Origin of the sequence: Acaryochloris marina S15 (genome assembly GCF_018336915.1) — a bacterium.
Classification (GTDB): domain Bacteria; phylum Cyanobacteriota; class Cyanobacteriia; order Thermosynechococcales; family Thermosynechococcaceae; genus Acaryochloris; species Acaryochloris marina_A.
The window spans coordinates 5,019,634-5,036,041 of the sequence record NZ_CP064923.1; the positions used below are offsets into that span (position 1 = coordinate 5,019,634).

General features: G+C 48.1%; 11 protein-coding genes. 5 read left to right on the top strand and 6 right to left on the bottom strand.

Annotation, left to right across the window (positions count from 1 at the left end; genetic code table 11):
* Nucleotides 1-2: 2 nt before the first annotated feature.
* Nucleotides 3-2,723 (bottom strand): DUF3536 domain-containing protein, encoded by a 2,721-nt coding sequence (locus I1H34_RS22935; protein ID WP_212663213.1) that lies wholly within the window; start codon nucleotides 2,721-2,723, stop codon nucleotides 3-5.
* Between the two features lie 430 nt (nucleotides 2,724-3,153).
* Here I1H34_RS22935 and cax point away from each other — a divergent pair, with 430 nt between their 5' ends.
* A complete protein-coding gene (gene cax, locus I1H34_RS22940; protein WP_212663214.1) occupies nucleotides 3,154-4,242 on the top strand; it encodes a calcium/proton exchanger in 1,089 nt (362 codons plus the stop codon).
* A 7-nt stretch (nucleotides 4,243-4,249) separates the two neighbouring features.
* Here the strand turns inward: cax and I1H34_RS22945 are convergent, their stop codons facing one another.
* Nucleotides 4,250-6,637 (bottom strand): S-layer homology domain-containing protein, encoded by a 2,388-nt coding sequence (locus I1H34_RS22945; RefSeq protein WP_212663215.1) that lies wholly within the window; start codon nucleotides 6,635-6,637, stop codon nucleotides 4,250-4,252.
* A gap of 245 nt (nucleotides 6,638-6,882) precedes the next feature.
* Between I1H34_RS22945 and I1H34_RS22950 the strand changes: the two genes are divergently transcribed.
* Nucleotides 6,883-8,292: a hypothetical protein gene (locus I1H34_RS22950; protein ID WP_212663216.1), complete on the top strand. Its 1,410-nt coding sequence runs from the start codon at nucleotides 6,883-6,885 to the stop codon at nucleotides 8,290-8,292.
* A 4-nt stretch (nucleotides 8,293-8,296) separates the two neighbouring features.
* Here the strand turns inward: I1H34_RS22950 and I1H34_RS22955 are convergent, their stop codons facing one another.
* From I1H34_RS22955 to I1H34_RS22965, 3 genes are all read right to left on the bottom strand, one after another.
* Complete coding sequence (locus I1H34_RS22955; protein ID WP_212663217.1) at nucleotides 8,297-10,498, bottom strand: tetratricopeptide repeat protein; 2,202 nt, start codon at nucleotides 10,496-10,498, stop codon at nucleotides 8,297-8,299.
* Nucleotides 10,499-10,861: 363 nt separating this feature from the next.
* Nucleotides 10,862-11,458, bottom strand: a complete 597-nt coding sequence (locus I1H34_RS22960; protein WP_212663218.1) for an ATP-dependent Clp protease proteolytic subunit — start codon at nucleotides 11,456-11,458, stop codon at nucleotides 10,862-10,864.
* A 44-nt stretch (nucleotides 11,459-11,502) separates the two neighbouring features.
* Complete coding sequence (locus I1H34_RS22965; RefSeq protein ID WP_212663219.1) at nucleotides 11,503-12,195, bottom strand: ATP-dependent Clp protease proteolytic subunit; 693 nt, start codon at nucleotides 12,193-12,195, stop codon at nucleotides 11,503-11,505.
* A 183-nt stretch (nucleotides 12,196-12,378) separates the two neighbouring features.
* Between I1H34_RS22965 and I1H34_RS22970 the strand changes: the two genes are divergently transcribed.
* From I1H34_RS22970 to I1H34_RS22980, 3 genes are all read left to right on the top strand, one after another.
* A protein-coding gene (locus I1H34_RS22970; protein ID WP_212662238.1) for an IS1 family transposase occupies nucleotides 12,379-13,208 on the top strand; the annotation gives its coding sequence in 2 pieces (ribosomal slippage) (nucleotides 12,379-12,720 and nucleotides 12,723-13,208; 828 coding nt in all).
* A gap of 283 nt (nucleotides 13,209-13,491) precedes the next feature.
* Nucleotides 13,492-14,121 carry a class I SAM-dependent methyltransferase gene (locus I1H34_RS22975; protein ID WP_212663220.1) on the top strand — a complete coding sequence of 210 codons (630 nt, stop codon included), beginning with the start codon at nucleotides 13,492-13,494 and terminating at the stop codon, nucleotides 14,119-14,121.
* Nucleotides 14,118-14,822, top strand: a complete 705-nt coding sequence (locus I1H34_RS22980; protein ID WP_212663221.1) for an isochorismate lyase — start codon at nucleotides 14,118-14,120, stop codon at nucleotides 14,820-14,822. Before I1H34_RS22975 ends, I1H34_RS22980 begins: the two co-directional genes overlap by 4 nt.
* A gap of 23 nt (nucleotides 14,823-14,845) precedes the next feature.
* Here the strand turns inward: I1H34_RS22980 and I1H34_RS22985 are convergent, their stop codons facing one another.
* Nucleotides 14,846-16,402, bottom strand: coding sequence for a hypothetical protein (locus tag I1H34_RS22985; protein ID WP_212663222.1), 1,557 nt, complete (start codon nucleotides 16,400-16,402; stop codon nucleotides 14,846-14,848).
* Nucleotides 16,403-16,408 lie beyond the last annotated feature (6 nt).

Here is a 16,408-nt window from a genome sequence, read left to right on the forward strand (position 1 = left end):
CGTTACTGATAGCTGTCCAACCAAGGCTGAACATCGATGGCTAGCTTGCGGCCCAACTGGAGAAGTTGGCGCATTTGATCCATCGACAATGGATCATCCTGAGATAGATCCTGCCCCGATCTAGAATCGTTGTTCTGCGCCAACAATTGAGCTTGAGTGATAGCTTGACTGTGATTCAAGAGGGTCATCTGCTCTTGCAGACAACGTAAGTAAAGTTCTTGAGCCCGGTCAAGATGGATATCGAGCTGAAGTTGATGGACCAAATTGAGCAAGGTTTGTAGACGCTGAATCCGATGGGGAGATAAGTCCACCTCAACATGATGGAACAGTTGCCATAACAGACGAAGAATTAAATCTTCGAGTAAGGGGTAGACGGCATCCAGCTTGAGACGACAACCCGCTTGCTCCGCTTCGGTTGCGATCGCAGCGAGTTCTGCCAAATAACTGGCTCCCACCTGGGAGGTTTCTAGCTCTGGATCACTCATCTCCTTTTCTAGCCCTTTAAGGGTATTTAAGGCACGATGGTTAAGGGCAACTTGAGCGGCCGTTAGCAATTCAGGAGGCACTTCCAGGTCATCGTATTGGAAGGCCATCAATACCCCATAGTTATCTCGATAAACTTGGGTATAGAGCTGATTGAGGCGACTTAAGGTCTCTTGGGAGAGGAGAGAGATAATCCGATGACGCTCTTCGGGTAGAAGGTCATGGAGGCCATAGTGCTGATGACCAAAGGTATCGGATATGGCCAACACAATATTAGTGGCACTGGCCTGTTGCAGGGTATTAAACAACTTGGCCTTCATCTCACCATAGTGCTTGCGGCCACTAAAGAGCTGCACGCCACAATGAAAGTCCCAGCCACCTAAATGGAGAACGCAAAACACCAGATGTTCTGATTCAGACGTGACATTGGAGGTGAGCTGCAGTTGGCCAATAGCTAAGGAAAGGGAGCCTAAGCGCTGAATCTGATAATCAACCTGCTCCGCTTGGTAGGAGAAATAGGGGTGCTGTGGGGGATAGGGATTGAACAGCGAGGTGATGGCATAGTGGGCAGCCACAGCCTGTACGTCAATTTGAGATGGAATCACCAGCTGCTGGTATACACCTGCTCCCGTCTCAAATAGATCAACATTGCTGGGGGCTAAAGCCAAGCGCTTTATGAACTCGGGCTCTAGGCTGATCCCAGCGACATCCGCTGCTAAGTCAACCGCACGAGCTGCATATCGGAGAATTTGCACCCCTTCTGGTCGTGAGAGTTCGGCAAAGAACCAACCACAACTGGTATACATCAGCAGGCTATGGCGCTGCATCTCCAATAACCGCAAGGCATCTACCCGCTCTTCTAGAGAGAGTTCATGATTTTGGTGGGTATTGAGGAAGGCTTGAAGGGGATCAGTCCCTGCAGATGGATCGAGCTGCGCCTGTTGAGGGAACTGTCCCATAATCTCGATATAGCGATTCCGGGTTTCCCAGGGATCTTCAAACAGGAGCGTACCCAGTTCTTGATAGATATCGCTAAGCTGATCCCGTAGCCAATCTAAGGCATCTCTTAAAGGACGGCGCCATTTTTGATGCCAAAGGCTGCCTTCTCCACCACACCCACAGTCATCTTGCCAACGATCGACCCCATGACCACAGCTCCAGGCGGTCACAGGTTTGAGCTGAACTTCCCAAGTGGGAGGATGCAGACTCAAGTAATGGGCATAGTTGGTGACGGTCCATCCCAATTGGGGGAAGGTATCGTGAAACGCATAGGCGATCGCTTTTTCCGTATCGCGTTTGTGGTGCCCAAAGGTTTCACCATCTGTGGCAATAGAAATTAGTTGAGACGGCTTGCGATCAGACCGTACCGCCTGCCCCAATCGATTGGCCAAATTCTGAGAACTACTGAGTACCGCATTAAAGCCAATGTCCCGAGAGATAGGGCCATCGTAAAAGAAAATATCGATGTAGCGATCTCGATCTCCTGGAAGGTAACAGCGATAGGGGCGCGTCGGGTCAATCTGCCCCCCACCCACTTCTTCCCAGTCAGGCGTATCGTTGGTATCGCTAGCAATACCAGGTATCGGACGGCAGCGTTGCGCTTGGGAGGGGGCCAAAATAATAAACCGAATCCCTTCCTCAATCAGCACCTCAATGGTGGCCTGGTCGACAGCGGCCTCTGCCAGCCACATGCCCTCAGGGTCCCGGCCAAACCGGGCTTGAAAATCTGCTTTCCCCCATCGCACTTGGGTCACCTTGTCCTGGTGGTTGGCCAAAGGCATGATGATGTGGTTATATACCTGTGCGATCCCATTGCCGTGGCCTTGCAGTCGTTCACAGCTCTTGCGATCTGCCTCAATGATGCGCTGGTAAACCTCTGTATCGTAGGTTTCCAACCAGCTCATCAAAGTGGGACCAATATTGAAGCTGAGATATTCAAAATTATTGACGATGTTGACGACTTCGCCTTGGTCGTTAAAAATGCGAGCAAACGCATTGGGGCGATAGCACTCGTGATAAATGCGCTCATTCCAGTCATGGAAAGGCGCAGCACTCGATTGCCGTTCGATAGTGCCTAAATAAGGATTCTCTCGAGGAGGCTGATAAAAATGACCATGTAAGGTCACATAAACGCCCTCAGCTTTCTCTAATGGATTAGCTTGAGATCGTAACGGAGTAGGGACATCAAAGGTCGCCTTTTCCTGTCCCGTATTCTCAGGAATATAAGAAGTTGTATTCATATCAAAAAAACCGCCGTGGATGAAGAGATTTAGCGTTGATGCGGAATGATTAAGCGCTCGCTTGAAGCTGGATTCCAAACCTGAACATCCAGATCAGTTTGAATAGTGAGGATGCAGCGAAGCCAAAAGAAAAATAATGGATGGGTCCTTTATGTAGTGAAGCCGGACGTAGTATTGATTAGATTCTATGGAGGCAAAGAAACTGCTAACCTGTCTGTGGCTATAACCTAGGCGATCCCATTTGGGAATAGGGGAATTTGCAAGATATCTTAAGAGTTTATTCGGGCATTATGGGTAAAGTCTTTATATTTACTATGGGATCAGCTCGATTCCCACCAAAATGCTCCTGATGACCTCAAACCAATCACCGGGAAACCCAATTTTTCCAAATTGATTTTGATGTACTTGTAAACCCAAATCATCTGCAATTGTGACTCTCAAAAATCGAATTTTTATTGTCTTACTGCTGTTTATCCCTGTCTCCATTGCAGCAGACCTTTTAGAGTGGGGACCGCTCCCGCTGTTTGCGACTTCAGCGCTAGCCATTGTGCCTTTAGCAGCATGGATGGGAGCAGCGACGGAAGAAATTGCTGTAGTTATTGGTCCTTCAGCAGGTGGCCTGCTTAATGCAACCTTTGGCAATGCAACTGAACTGATCATTGCTTTTATTGCACTGCAGGCCGGATTGGTTGATGTGGTCAAAGCCAGTATTACCGGTTCTATTCTGGGCAACTTGCTATTGGTGATGGGACTGTCCATGTTGCTGGGTGGACTCCGCTACAAAGAACAGACCTTTCAGCCCGTTGTTGCTCGTGTCAATGCATCATCAATGAACTTAGCCGTCATTGCGATTCTGTTGCCAACGGCCATTAAGTTCTCGGCAGAAGGCATCGAGAGTCAGGTTCTTCAGAATCTTTCCATTGCCGTCGCCATCGTGCTGATTGGTGTCTATGGCTTAACCCTCCTGTTCTCCATGAAAACCCACACCTACTTGTTTGATGTCGGGGTTGCGGGAATGGAGTCAGAAGAAGAAGAGACCCATGAAGAAGGTTCTAGTAACCTACGACTATGGATTGGTGTGTTGCTAGCAGCCACCCTAGCGGTTGCCGTTGAATCCGAATTTTTAGTAGGTAGCTTAGAAGCGGCCACCGAGCAACTGGGATTGACCCCCCTATTCACCGGGGTGATTTTACTGCCCATTATTGGCAACGCCGCTGAGCATGCCACCGCCGTCACCGTGGCCATGAAAGACAAGATGGATTTGTCTGTGTCCGTCGCCGTCGGCTCCAGTATGCAAATTGCTCTATTTGTGGCACCTGCTTTAGTTTTAGCGGGCTGGGTGATTGGTCAACCCATGGACTTGGACTTTAATCCTTTTGAATTAGTCGCGGTTGCCGTATCGGTATTGATTGCCAATTCCATTAGCTCAGACGGTCAGTCCAACTGGTTGGAAGGAACATTGCTCCTAGCCACCTATGCGGTGTTAGGATTAGCCTTTTATTTTCATCCCATAACCTGATCATCCCTTAAGAATCTGGCGTCACCACATACTCAGACTCAATCGGTTCTAGCCGCCCTGATTGCACCAGCGCTTGGTAAATCATGGCGGCGACTTCTGCCCGAGTCGCATTGGTCTCTGGTGTGAGGAGCCCTGGATCAGGATGACTAACCACAATGCTTTCTTGGGTTGAGGCCGCAATTTTGCCTTTTGACCAATCAGGGAGTTGGCCCTGATCTTGAAAACGCTGCAGGCTAGAGTCTGGAGATGTGGGAATCTCTAGTTCTAGGCCACTCACTAAAGCGACTAGCACCTCATAACGAGGCACAAGCTTATCCGGTTGGAAATCTCCTTCCGGATATCCGCTCATAAATTTCTTATCCACCGCTCCTTCAATGGCGTCTGCAGCCCAATAATCCGTCGCGATATCAGAGAAAGTCAAAGAGCGCTGCCCAGGTTCATCAACAAAAGCCCGTTGAATTTGGGCCGCTAATTCTGCCCGAGTTACCGGCTTGTCCGGCTGAAACTTGCCATCAGGGTAATCCGGAATAATCCCTTGAGCATGGAGCTTCGCAATAAAAGGATAGGCCCAATGATCCTCAGGAACATCAGAAATATCAAGCTGTGAGGGAATCACCTCAGGCGCACCAATACCGCCGATTGCCTCTGTAGGACTAGGAACGACTGCTGTTTGATTGGTGGGCGGCTGTCCAGGCGTATTCGCACCGGCAGGAGCATCCTCGCTAGCAGTAGGAGCACTGGCAATAGGCGAGTTGCCTGGGCTATTGCCAGATTGATTAGGGTTCAGAGGCGAAGAAGATACCAATGGATCAGAAGTCGGTGTTTGAGAAGGTTCCTGCTGATTGCCAGTCACTCCAAAATAAGTAATGGTGCCTAAAGTTGACATGGCGACCAATAAACCAACGGCCTGAACGCGGTTAAGGGGTAACTTATCGCTTAACGCGCCTAAATCACCTGCATTTGCTCCAGAAGAAGAACGGGTTGAAGAGGCTGCGCCTACAGCCACAGGAGCTGGTGCTGGCACAGGAGCTGGTGCTGGTGCAGAGGCAACCTCAGGTTCACCATCACTTTCTAAGGCGGGTATGGACTCAAGTCCATCCGCTTCAGGCATGGCAACACTATCGCCTGTTACCCCTCCTAACGGAGGTATGACAGCAGGGATATCAGCTGCGGAGCTATCTGGTTCAACAGGATCACTGGGATCAGAGTCTGCTTCACTCGTAGGAACTTCTGCCATATCAGAACTGATAAACCCTGCACTGGGCGCTAAAGGCGTTGCCTCACTGTCTAGGGGAGTTCCTGGATCGATGGAGAATGATGAATCCGCTACAGGTAAGTCATCACTCGTAGGAGAATCTTCACCCACTGTTAAGGGTTGATCTTCTGGCGTTGATAGTTCTTCTATCCCAGGTTCCACCACTGGTATTTCAGCACCAGCAGACACATCGACCGCAAAATCAGCCACGGGAGGACTATCGGATCCTGAGAAATCTGTCGTTTCTGGGGTCGAAATTTCTGGTATCACCTCTTCAGGGTGAGCAGGCTCGACTTCATCCGTCCAAGGATCAGGCAGTGGACTCTCGTCTGGCGTGGAATCTAGAGATATGAGCTCTTCAACAGGCTCACTGATGGTTGGAACGTCAGGTGGCTGAATTAGGGTTGGTTCTCCAATCTCTGCGCTCAGTGGGGTAATAGGCTGTTGTGGTTCAGCAGCTTGTTCAGCCCAAGGATCAGAAAGGGTATCTGCTGCACTGGTCGATGCTGCGATGTCTGGGAGACTGGGGTCTGATGGCTCACCGACTTCAGGATTTAAATCGACAGGCAGCTCACCTGAAGAAGTGGCAAAAGGATCAGACAAAATATCGGCTGACTCTGCTGATGCTGCGGCAGCTATATCGGGCAGATCGGGGTCTGGTAGATCACTGACCTCAGGGGTGAGATCTCCAGGCCTGTCCAAGTCACCCAGGATAGGAGAGCTAAAGTCTGATGGCGTCTCTGACCAGGCATCAAGAGGCTGAGTTCCTTCATCCTCTCCAACTAGTGGCAGTTCAGGCGAATCAGCCGATTCCAAACTATCGCCAATGGCACTCAGCTCTTCTAAGGGTGGCGTTTCTACATCTGGCCCCATCTGAATCATTGTCGTATCGCCGAGAATGGATCCCAGCTCTTCCGGGGCAGACGGGGGTTCAGTGGGTGCCTCAGACCAGGAGTCTAAATCCGGTAGAGAGGCAGGCTCATCGGTGGCAGGGGTATCTCCTAACAGTTCTGACAACGAGTCAAATAACTCGTCAGAAATAGGGCCTGAATCGGCACTCTGAGCACTACTAGGATCCGAGCCTGGTTCTGAAGAAGGGATTCCACCTGATTCAGAGTTCGGATCGTTAGGATTAACCATAATATTGAGCCGTTTTTAGGGTTTAATCTTTGGCAACCATCCTACAGGGGGACTGAAGATGCGATCGCACCTTCGCACATTCTTTTTAGAATTCATGGACACAAATTGTCAGTTTGTAAAGTCATTTGTGAACATTAAAAACGAACGTTAGATTAGGTAATTTGCCCATTACTCTTGACGATTCAGCTCAGTCACTCATTTAATAATCATCATTGCGAGAATAATCCTTAAGGATTGACCGAAGTATGCGTTTGTTTCTGCCCCTCAAAGTACAGCTTCATCTTTTAGTCTTACCCCTCTTTTTATCGGTGCTGAGTAGCTGTGCTGAACGCGAAACGCAGACTCAAACGTCCGCTCCACCTTCACAATCCACGACCGAAAAAACGAAACCTGCCCTATCGAATCAGGACGCAGCCAGTTGGTCAGTCATCCTGACCGATCCAGAAGCTCCGCCTCAAACGTCTTCTCCTGCACCTCTTGGCGCACCGGATGCACCTCCTCAGACTCCGGCATCCCCGAAGCCTAGGGGCGCAGATAAGCCTCCAAAACCGAATCCCAAAAATCAGGCAACCCCTAAACCCAAGGCTCCAAAGCAGAAAGTTGCGTTTTCTCGCACTCCCTATGCGGTTATTGATGAGGCCAAAAAGGATCAATTCAATGTCACAGGGGAGCAAATTTTTAGCAACAGCTATCTCCCCAACCATCAGGTTGATTTCAACGAAGCCGATTTATTAGCGGTCCTGATCAATGTCAAAACTTACTTTGAATCCCATAGTCAAAATGACTCAACGGCATTGCGGGAAGGGATTTTAGGAACGGGTGGCGTCACGATTCAGGATATCCAAGACACTTTGGCCTTTATGATCACTACCCTGGAACAAGATATTGCCCTCCAGCGCCCGTCTCGCTTAAAAGATCCTAATTTCATCAACACCCATTTCCAGGTGGTGAAATGGCAACCCTATAACCCGCAACAACCCGACCAAAATCAGTTGCGAATTACCAAGTATGCCGTTTTTGCCCATCAAGGCTCGCGAACGAAAACCGCAGAATTTAATACTCCTCTTTACCAACTCAAACCAGAGTATGCGGTGGATAAATTCTTCCAAAACTATTCGAAGCAGGAAGTTCTCACAGGTATCTATGAAACTGGAGGCAAGGAACAAGGGAAAGTCGCTCCTCTGGCATACCTGACTCGGCAAGGGTTGGAAGATGCTTTATTACAGGGCACGATTTTGATCCGGTTTGGTGATGGCTCTTCAGCCTACTTCAATGTGGATCGAAACAATGGGATTGCCTATGTGCGCGGACAGCCCCAACGAGAGCAAAAACGCTACTGGTACTTCAAACAAGTGGATGCCATTAAGGGATATGGCCCCAAGACTGCCAAAATCGCGGTGCGTCCCGGTGTAACGTTTGCCGGAGATGTCCTTAATATTGGCCTAGGCAAAATCATCATGCTAGAGCATGATACCGGGGGAACAAAGCAGCTCAATATGGGGGTTCTTGCGGATACGGGTGGGGCATTTTTGCCTAATTTATATCAGCTTGATTTTCTAGCGGGGGTCTTTCCCAGCCATGATCAGTTCAAGCAGCATATCAGCACCCTACCGGCCTATGCGAATGCTTACATCTTGATCAAGAAGAAGAGTTAGCCTGCTAGTTTTTCTCAGTCGCACCTAATGCTTGCAGCTTTTTTTGCACCTTGTTGTAATCCTCTGTTTGGTCTTGAGCCAGATAGAGGGATGCTGCTTTCTGATAATCGGCGATCGCACCTTTAATATCCTTAAGCTCAACCTTGGCCAGACCTCGATTGTCATAGAGAAGGCCCACTCGGGGAGCCAGTTGAATACCCTGGTTGTAGTCTGAGATCGCACCCATGTATTCTTTGAGTCTGTACTTCGACCAGCCCCGATTATTGTAGGCCTCTGCATAATTGGGATCAAACCCCAGGGCGGCTGTGAAATCGAAGATGGCACCTTGATAATCTTGCAGATCATCTTTCGCATTGCCGCGATTGTAATGGGCTTGGACATACTTTGGATTAAGACGGATGGCTTCGGTATAGTCTAGAATCGCGCCTTTGTAGTCTTGTTTTAGATCGGCCTTGGCGGCACCTCGGCTGTTATAAGCACTTGCATACTCAGGATTGATTGCAAGGGCTTGATTAAAGTCACGAACCGCACTGCCATAATTTCCGAGACGATACTTGGCCACGCCACGGTTATCGTAGGCTCTCACATATTTAGGCTTGAGCTTTAGAGCTTGATCGTAATCTGCGATCGCACCTTCGTAATCGGCTTGATTCGATTTTGTCCAACCCCGGTCATGATAGGCTACTTCGTCCTTGGGATTGAGCTTTAAGGCCTGATCGTAATCTGCGATCGCACCGTCATAATCTTTCAGATCGTCTTTGGTATAGCCTCGATTGTAGTAACCCGCTGCATCTTTGGGGTTGAGACGAATGGCTTCGCTAAAGTCTGCGATCGCACCGTCATAATCTTGCTGTTTGTATTTGGCCCAGCCTCGATCGTTGACTATTTTCTCTTCCTTGGGTGCTACGTTGTATACCTTCTGATCTTTGGGCGCTAGGCGAAGCGCTTCGGTATAGTCTGCAACTGCACCCTGGTAATCTTCCAGCTCAGCTTTAGCTAAACCTCGGTTGTGATAAGTCTCCGAATTGCTACCGTCTTCTTGGGTATAGTCGCCCCTATCTTTATGGGTATAGACTTCTGAATTATTTGGATTGAGGCGAAGGCTCTCTGTATAGTCTGAGATCGCCCCACTAAAGTCTTGTTGAGTCTTTTTGACATTCCCCCGGCGAAAGTACGCCAGGGATAGCTTCGGATCTAAACGGATCGCTTGATCAAAATCTGCAATGGCACCAGAGTAGTCTTCTAAACCAGCCTTAGCCAATCCTCTGTTGTTATAGGCGACCGCATCATGAGATTTCAGTTGAATGGCCTGAGTTAAATCTGCGATGGCCCCCGGAAAGTCTTTTTGGATAGACTTTACATATCCTCGGTTGCCATAGGCATCACCATACTTGGGATCGAGTTGAATCGCTTTGGTATTGTCCGCAATTGCGTCCCCGTAATCTTTCAACAAAGCTTTGCTTCTGGCTCGGTTGTAGTAAGCAAGAGCATTTTGGGGATTCAAGCGAATCATTTCAGTGAAGTCGGGAATCGCTTTCTGATATTGTTTGAGTTTATTCAGCGTATAGCCACGGAGATTGTAAGCGTCTGCATAGTTAGGATTGAGCTTAATCGCTTCCGTAAGATCTTCGATGGCTCCCTTGTAGTCTCTCAAATCATCCTTGGCATAGCCACGACTGTAGTAGTTTTCAGCTTCTTTTGGATTAAGTTGAATCGCCTGGGTAAAGTCTGAGATCGCACCCTGAAAATCCTTTTGCCTGTATCTAGCCCATCCTCGGTTGTAGTAGGCCCACTCAAATTTTGGGTCGAGTTGGATAGCTTGATTAAAATCTGCGATCGCATCTCCGTATTGCTGTAATTCAGACTTTGCCCAACCACGACTGTTATAGGCTTTTGTATCTTTAGGGGTGAGCAGAATCGTTTGGGAGTAATCTGCAATCGCCCCCTTATACTTCTTTAACTCAACCTTGGCCTTACCGCGCCGATAGTAAGCCTGGGCATGTTTGGGATCTAGGCGAATCGCTTGTGTGTAGTTTGCGATCGCCTTTTTGTATTCTTTTTTCTTCTGCTTCGCTTCCCCCTGCTGGAAATAGACGTCCGCATTCTGACTCTGAGCAATCGTAGTAGGCACGGTCTGGGCCGATACAGGCTCAACAGCAGGTGTTGCAACCAATATCCCCAAACTTAAAAGCAGAGAATTATTCATAGACCCCCAAACCAAAAATTTTTTATTTTATCGATGAATATATCTTAAACTCTTTCCCAGCTTCGCATCCCCGTACAGTTCGCATACTAAGAAATCACCGTCAGACATTTCGCTCTAAAAAGTGATGGTGTTCTATCGAAAGTTTTCCCCACATTGCCAAACATACTCACTGAACAGCAGTGAGAATTCAGCACATTCTTCGAGAAATATACAGTTCCATCTAAAAAAGGAGGAGGCTTACAGCCCATATTCCATATACAATCCGAGGATAAAATATGGGCTGTAAGTCCCCATAAACCAAAGCTGGCAGCCCCAATACGAGAGACTACCAGACTTAATAAATAGGTTGTAAAAGCAAGACTGTTAGGCAGGCTTTTCTTCAATCACTTGGTCAATGAGACCATATTCCAAAGCCTCATGGGCAGACATGAAGAAATCCCGATCCATGTCTTTTTCAATTTTTTCTAGGGGTTGTTTCGTTCTCGCGGAGTAGATGCCATTCAACTGCTGACGCACGCGAATGATTTCCTTAGCTTCAATTTCAATATCAGAAGCCTGACCACGAGCACCACCAGAGGGCTGGTGAATCATGATGCGGGAGTGGGGAAGCGCTAAACGCTTACCTGGAGAACCCGCAGCAAGTAGAAATGATCCCATTGAGGCCGCTAAGCCCACACAGATCGTCGCAACTTCTGACTTAATGTGCTGCATGGTGTCATAGATGGCCAATCCCGCTGTCACTGAGCCACCCGGTGAGTTGATATAGATGGAGATCGGCTTACTAGGATCTTCAGAATCCAAGTAAAGGAGAAAAGCCACAATTTGATTGGCTAGACCATCGGTTACTTCCTGGCCTAGAAAAATGATTCTTTCCTGGCTCAGGCGGGTATAAATATCCACCCAACGTTCATAGGGACTGCCAGGGATACGGTAGGGAACGCTAGGAACACCAATAGGCATAGTCGATAACTCTCTTTTTGCTACTACTCAGGTTGACTCATTTTTTAAACTGCAGAGGGCATTGGCGTGGGTAATTCTTTTTGGCTAGCCAACACGCGATCAATCAACCCATAGTCTTTAGCTTCTTCTGGGGACAGATAAAACATCCGGTCCATATCTTTGGAAATCTTTTCGGACGTTTGCCCGGTATTTTTCTCCAGGATGTCTAACATCGTGGTTTTATTGGCAATGACTTCCTGGGCTCGAATTTGGATGTCAGAGGCTTGCCCTTGAGCACCACTGCGGGCTTGGTTGAGAACAATAGTGGCATGTCCCAAACTCGCTCGGAACCCCTTCGTCCCCGCTGACAAGATCATTGCCGCAGTTCCCATCGCTTGACCAATACAGATGGTATGCACAGGAGGTTTGATATATGACATGGTATCGCAAATGGCAAAGGCTTCCGTTTCAAAGCCAATGGCATCGCCGCCATACCAAGAGGTACCTGTGGAGTTGATGTAAAAGAAAATAGGTTTATCAGGATCGTCGAATTGCAAGAACAACAGTTGAGCAATAATCAACTCTGTGACATCAAAGCCAACCTGGCGTTTGATATCATCTGAGGAAAATAGGGGCATCCCTAAATAAACAATTCGCTCTTTTAGCAATAGAGACTGTAAATCAGGGGGCGGGGTGCGGTAATAGGCATCGCCGCCGCCACCATAAGGGGCTTGAACTGCTTGAATCCTTGACTCCATTGCCTGACAATTACCTAAAGGTGACAATACTGTTACACTGTAGCAATTTTCTGGCGTTTGAATGGGGGGAAATACCGTACTCCCAGATTGCTGCTGGATGGCTCTAGTAACGATGAAAGGGTCGTGCCTCAAGTAATTGTGGGTTGAGTATACTAGAGGCTCAGCTCAGCTTCTAACCTACCCATGCAATGCCCACTATGCGGTCATTCCAAAGCACACAAGCATGGCAAGATGCCCAACATGCTTCAACGATACCGTTGTCCTGAGTGCCAGCAGACCTTTACTGAACGCTTTGATACCCTTTACTATCGTCGTCAGGTGAGTCCAGAGCAGGTCCGACAAGTCCTCCAAGCCCATGCAGAAGGGAGTAGTCTTCGAGGTATCACTCGGACCAGTGGCCTAGCTTACAACACTGTAGTCTCTCTAGTAAGAGCTGCTAGCCAACGATCTCAGCAACTCCATAATGGCCAAGTGCAAGCCGTTGAAACGGAGGATGTCAGTGCAGATGAAATGTGGTCCTTTGTGAAAAAAAGCAAAAACACTGTCTTCCCCATGAGCTAGAGATGGGTGATTGTTGGATGGCGATTACCTTGGCAAACACAAGCGGCGTGATCCTCTCGTGTCGTGTGGGCAAGCACACCGATTCATTATTGAATGAACTGGTGACTAGCACTGAAGGTAAGACCGATTGCAAGGACTGGAATAGCGACGATTGGGGGGGGTACGAAAGAGTGTTGCCTTGGGAGATTGACCATTACATTGGCAAGGACAGAACTCAACGACTCGAACGCACCAATGGCATTATTCGACAGCACAGTGGTCGATGGCATCGACGCCAGAACAAATTTGGCAAAGTGTGGGCGCAAACCAAAGTCACTGCTCGATTAGTGGTCAGCTATTTCAATTGGATTTGGACACACAGTCGGCTTAAAACAACGGCGGCACAACGTGCTGATCTAGCCTCGCGAGCTTGGCATTGGGATGACATACTCACCTACCCCACAATTGTTTGATGCACGACCGCTGAAAGCGCAATAGATTATTTTGAAGCATCGTAATACAATCTATTTCGCAAAAACTGAATAAAGAACGGCATTGAGACATTGCAGATCTTACAGAGTGCTTAGAAACATTGATATATCAGTATTTCAGCACCCCTTCTTTCTTGAATATCCTTGCATTTACAAAAGACGTTTGAACACTCAGGTTTTTTGTAGCATAATACTACAGAATAATCTATTATGCTTCCAGTGACGATTGTCGCTCCCCACATCGTTTCCGTTTAATGAGTGCATCATGTCTAATCAATGGACCTCGGCAGAACATGCTCTAGGGTATCTAGCTAGGGCAGATCAGTTCCCGCACCGTACAGAAGGAGAAGCAGTCTTGTTGGAACATGTTCCGCAGTCTGCCCAGCGAATCCTGGACTTAGGAACGGGAGATGGCCGCTTGTTAGCACTCCTAAAAATTGACCGTTCTGATGTGAACGGTGTGGCGATGGATTTTTCTCCAACCATGCTAGAGGCAGTTCGGCAGCGATTTGCGGATGATGCCAAGGTTACGATTGTTGACCACAACATGGAGCAGCCCTTACCTCACTTGGAACACTTTGATGGAATTGTCTCTAGTTTTGCAATTCATCATCTGGCAGATGCACGCAAGCGTAATCTCTATCAGGAAGTATTTGAGTTACTGAAGCCTGGAGGCATTTTCTGCAACTTAGAGCATGTTGCATCCCCCACGGCCAAACTACATGAGCAGTTTTTGCAAGCGCTTGACATCGCCCTAGAAGACGATGATCCTTCTAATCAGCTTTTAGATATAGAAACACAACTCAGCTGGTTGAGAGAAATCGGCTTTGAAGATGTGGACTGTTATTGGAAGTGGCTAGAGATGGCCCTACTCATTGGAGTGAAACCGCTATGAAACAGCCGATTCAACGGGTGAGTTCTGGGGCTCCGTGGGAAGCCCAGGTAGGCTACTGTCGGGCCATTCGAGTGGGTGATCAGATCCATATTTCAGGGACAGCCCCTGTGGATGCTCAAGGACAGGTAGTTTCTGCCGATGGTTATACGCAAGCGCATCGCTGTCTAGAGATTATCCAGGCCGCCCTACAAGAGTTGGGAACAGATACCCATGCCGTTGTGCGAACTCGGATGTTTGTCACCGATATTACGCAATGGCAAAAATTCTCCCAGGCTCACCAGGAATTCTTTGGGGCCAACCCACCTGTAACCACGATGGTGCAGGTCAGTGCTTTGATTGATCCAGCCATGCTGATTGAAATTGAAGCAGATGCAGTGTTTCTAGAAGATAGCGCTCATCCAGGAATACTAAAAGCTCATGACTGTCGGGACATGACTGATATTCGCGTTGCAATTGACCACCTTGATGCCCAAGTCATTGAGTTACTCGGTCAGCGATTTGACTACGTTAAAGCAGCAGCAAAATTCAAAACAGATGCCCAAAGCGTCAAAGCCCCTGAACGGCTCAAGAGAATGTTAGAGCAGCGACGGCAATGGGCTGAAACAGCTGGTTTAGAGCCTGACATCATCGAACAACTTTATCGAGACTTAGTGCAATATTTCATTAACGCTGAACTCGATCATTGGCGTTCCTCCCAATAGCACTTAGGTTTCTGCTCGGAGAGTTATCCAGTGACCGGTTGAGCTTGAGAATGGGATAGATTTCGAAGATGATTTTGAAATTGCCATACTAACAGCACAATCACACAAAGCTGAGCAACTAAACCCACCAGGGCACTACTGATCAACATAGGCATCTCAAAATCGCTGAAAGGGTAGCCCAAGAAAGTCCAAATCATCATGGAGGCTGGCATCTGATCAGGCACGATGCGCAAAATCGCCAACATAATCGGTGGAACCAGCATCCAAAGCCCCAGCCCTCCCATAGTCCAGGTATAGGGGTTGCGAATTTTGAGGGCGAAAATCTGTTGGACGACGGCTGTATAAATTAGCAATACCCCGGTCATGGATAAAACAATGATGGCAGCAACGGTAGGATTATCTTTGCCAAACCCCACTAAGAACATCCAAGGGACATAGAGGGCGTTGATGATTAAAAGATTGATTGCGATTGCAACGATTGCCGGACTTTTATCGGCCCAAACTAAATCTCGCAAAATACCTTGAGGCTTTTGTTGAACCCGCAGCCAATCTAGGAGAGATGCCCGTTGAGGACAGAGGGCCAGCATAATGACCAAAATCATACCGAAATTAAACGCATATAGAATCCATGTTCCAGCCATCCCAGTAAAAGTATTGATTCCAGTCGTTCTAGAAGATATGACGAAAAAGCCAATGGCTAATGGTTCTAGGAAGGCCACAATGGCATAACTCTGCCATTTACTCATGACGGTGGTGCCTGGATTACGAAATAAGCGGACTAGCATCGACCAAATAAGCATCGTAGCAATAGCTAATACCACTAAAGTAAAGCCATGGGACAACCATACAGACTGGTTAATTTCTTGCCCAAACCAGCGAATAATAACAGTCTGATCTCTTTGTGCATATTGGTAAGTATCCCCTTGGGCAGACCATTCGCTAATCCCTAAAGGCCGCCAAGTCACTGCCATATTCCAGGCAAAGTAGAGCGGAGATAAGAAGAAAAGGGTTAGTCCTGCGAAAGCTACAGCCACTACAGATTGCTGCCCAACGGCGATAGTCCGAGAGCTACTGAGAAGGCCATACAAAATCGCCAGGCTAAACAAAGCAAAACACCCGGCTGCCAGCATCACATAGTAACTGATCAAGAAAAATACCGGCATACCTGAATTAAGCCCGGCAATGATATGCAAAGGAATTGCAAGCCCAATGGCGATGTAAGGCAAGATCGGCACCCCCAACATTTTGCCCAACAAAATACCTCGGCTGGGACGGGGGCTAAGCCGAATAAAATTGAGCGTGCCGCGTTTTTCTTCTTGATTCAGATCGCTAACCAGGTAGTAGCTCCCTGAAGTGAACAGAGCATAGGGCAAAATCCAAAGCATGGCTTCGGCTAAACCCGCCCAACGTTCAATTATGGGGTTAGAGATCTGCTGGGAAAATACCAGGCCTAGGAGTGTTTGGCCAACTATAGAGATCACAATCGTGGCCGCAATGCTACGGGGCTTTAAGCGGCCTCGAAATTCTCGCAGCAGCTGGGGATTCCAATTGCCGACTCGATTCATTAAGGTGGATGTCATGACGCG

What these genes read in the sequence shown, in the direction of transcription:
- I1H34_RS22935 (WP_212663213.1), bottom strand. Translation starts at nt 2,723, where the DNA reads ATGAATACAACTTCTTATATTCCTGAGAATACGGGACAGGAAAAGGCG.
- I1H34_RS22945 (WP_212663215.1), bottom strand. Translation starts at nt 6,637, where the DNA reads ATGGTTAATCCTAACGATCCGAACTCTGAATCAGGTGGAATCCCTTCT.
- I1H34_RS22950 (WP_212663216.1), top strand. Translation starts at nt 6,883, where the DNA reads ATGCGTTTGTTTCTGCCCCTCAAAGTACAGCTTCATCTTTTAGTCTTA.
- I1H34_RS22955 (WP_212663217.1), bottom strand. Translation starts at nt 10,498, where the DNA reads ATGAATAATTCTCTGCTTTTAAGTTTGGGGATATTGGTTGCAACACCT.
- I1H34_RS22960 (WP_212663218.1), bottom strand. Translation starts at nt 11,458, where the DNA reads ATGCCTATTGGTGTTCCTAGCGTTCCCTACCGTATCCCTGGCAGTCCC.
- I1H34_RS22965 (WP_212663219.1), bottom strand. Translation starts at nt 12,195, where the DNA reads ATGGAGTCAAGGATTCAAGCAGTTCAAGCCCCTTATGGTGGCGGCGGC.
- I1H34_RS22975 (WP_212663220.1), top strand. Translation starts at nt 13,492, where the DNA reads ATGTCTAATCAATGGACCTCGGCAGAACATGCTCTAGGGTATCTAGCT.
- I1H34_RS22980 (WP_212663221.1), top strand. Translation starts at nt 14,118, where the DNA reads ATGAAACAGCCGATTCAACGGGTGAGTTCTGGGGCTCCGTGGGAAGCC.
- I1H34_RS22985 (WP_212663222.1), bottom strand. Translation starts at nt 16,402, where the DNA reads ATGACATCCACCTTAATGAATCGAGTCGGCAATTGGAATCCCCAGCTG.